This window comes from Kitasatospora sp. NPDC091257, assembly GCF_044757675.1.
Lineage (GTDB): Bacteria > Actinomycetota > Actinomycetes > Streptomycetales > Streptomycetaceae > Kitasatospora > Kitasatospora lactacystinica.
Genome location: NZ_JBIVVI010001898.1, coordinates 1 through 1,038, shown reverse-complemented (window position 1 = coordinate 1,038; position 1,038 = coordinate 1). Strand labels below are relative to the sequence as shown.

1 protein-coding gene is annotated in these 1,038 nt (G+C 76.1%); it reads right to left on the bottom strand.

Annotated features, from left to right (window positions below; all coding sequences use genetic code 11):
* Positions 1-942 (bottom strand): FAD-binding protein (locus tag ACIQOV_RS42740; protein WP_401056697.1); only part of this gene is annotated, 942 nt, incomplete at its 3' end.
* Positions 943-1,038: the final 96 nt, after the last annotated feature.

Genomic DNA, 1,038 nt, shown 5'->3' with positions numbered 1-1,038 from the left:
TGACGAGTGAGCCGATGAGCGGTCCGGCCGGCCGCCCCGCGCACCGGCCCCGGTGCCGGCGCCTGTTCCGGTTCCCGTTCCGGCCCCGGGGCGGGCGAAGAGCTCGCTCGCCGGGATGTCGAGTCGGCTGACGCAGCGCAGCGGCCGGTCGGCGCCGGCCCGCAGCACCACCTCGGTCAGGAAGGCTCGGCCGAGGTGGACCAGGAAGGCGGCGCTGTCGGCCTCGGAGCGGTCGAAGGTCCGCAGCGTGTAGCGGCCGGTGGCCGGGTCGAGGACGACGGCGGTGAGCCGGACGACCTGGTTGCTGACCGATCCGTAGCCGTGCCCCTCCGGTCGCACCTCCCCTGCGGCCGGGACAGCGGTGCCGTGGCCGCCGATGGCGAGTACACCGCCTACGGTGATCTCGCCGGGGGCCGGGCAGGCGGTCAGGCCGAGACCGCGGTCGGCGAGGTGGGCGAGCAGGGCCTCCATGGTGGCGCCGGTCTGCACCCGGACGGTGTCGGGCGAGTCGGCGCCGATGGCGGTGAGGTGCCGACTGGTGTCCACCAGCAGCACCCTGGCGCTCTCCGGGGTCCCGGCGGCGACGGTGAGCGGTGCCCAGGTGTGCCGGTACCCGGTGGCGCGCAGCCGCCAGCCGTTGGCGTGCGCCCAGTCGGCGAGGGCCGGGACCTCCTCGGGGGTGCGGGGCGCGCAGGTCCACAGCTGGTCGGTGCGGATCTCGCCGGACCAGTTCTGGAAGACCCGCTGGTAGAGCTCGGTGCCGGGGGGCAGCGCGGGTGGTACGGGCGCGGCGGCCTCGGCGCTGTCCGGGCCGATGGTGCCGCGCAGCAGCCAGGCCGCACCGCCGAGCGCCGCCGACGCACCCAGCAGCTGCCGCCGGGTGAGACCACCGGGGGCGGTCTTCGCCGAGGTCTTCGCCGGAGCGTCCGTCGCGGCGTCCACCGGGACATTCAGTGGGGTCGTCCCCTCCCGTGCCGCTCCGTCACCCGTTCCGCCCATCGGGCCGTGTCCTGTGGTCATCCGTCCGTCCGCCCCCTC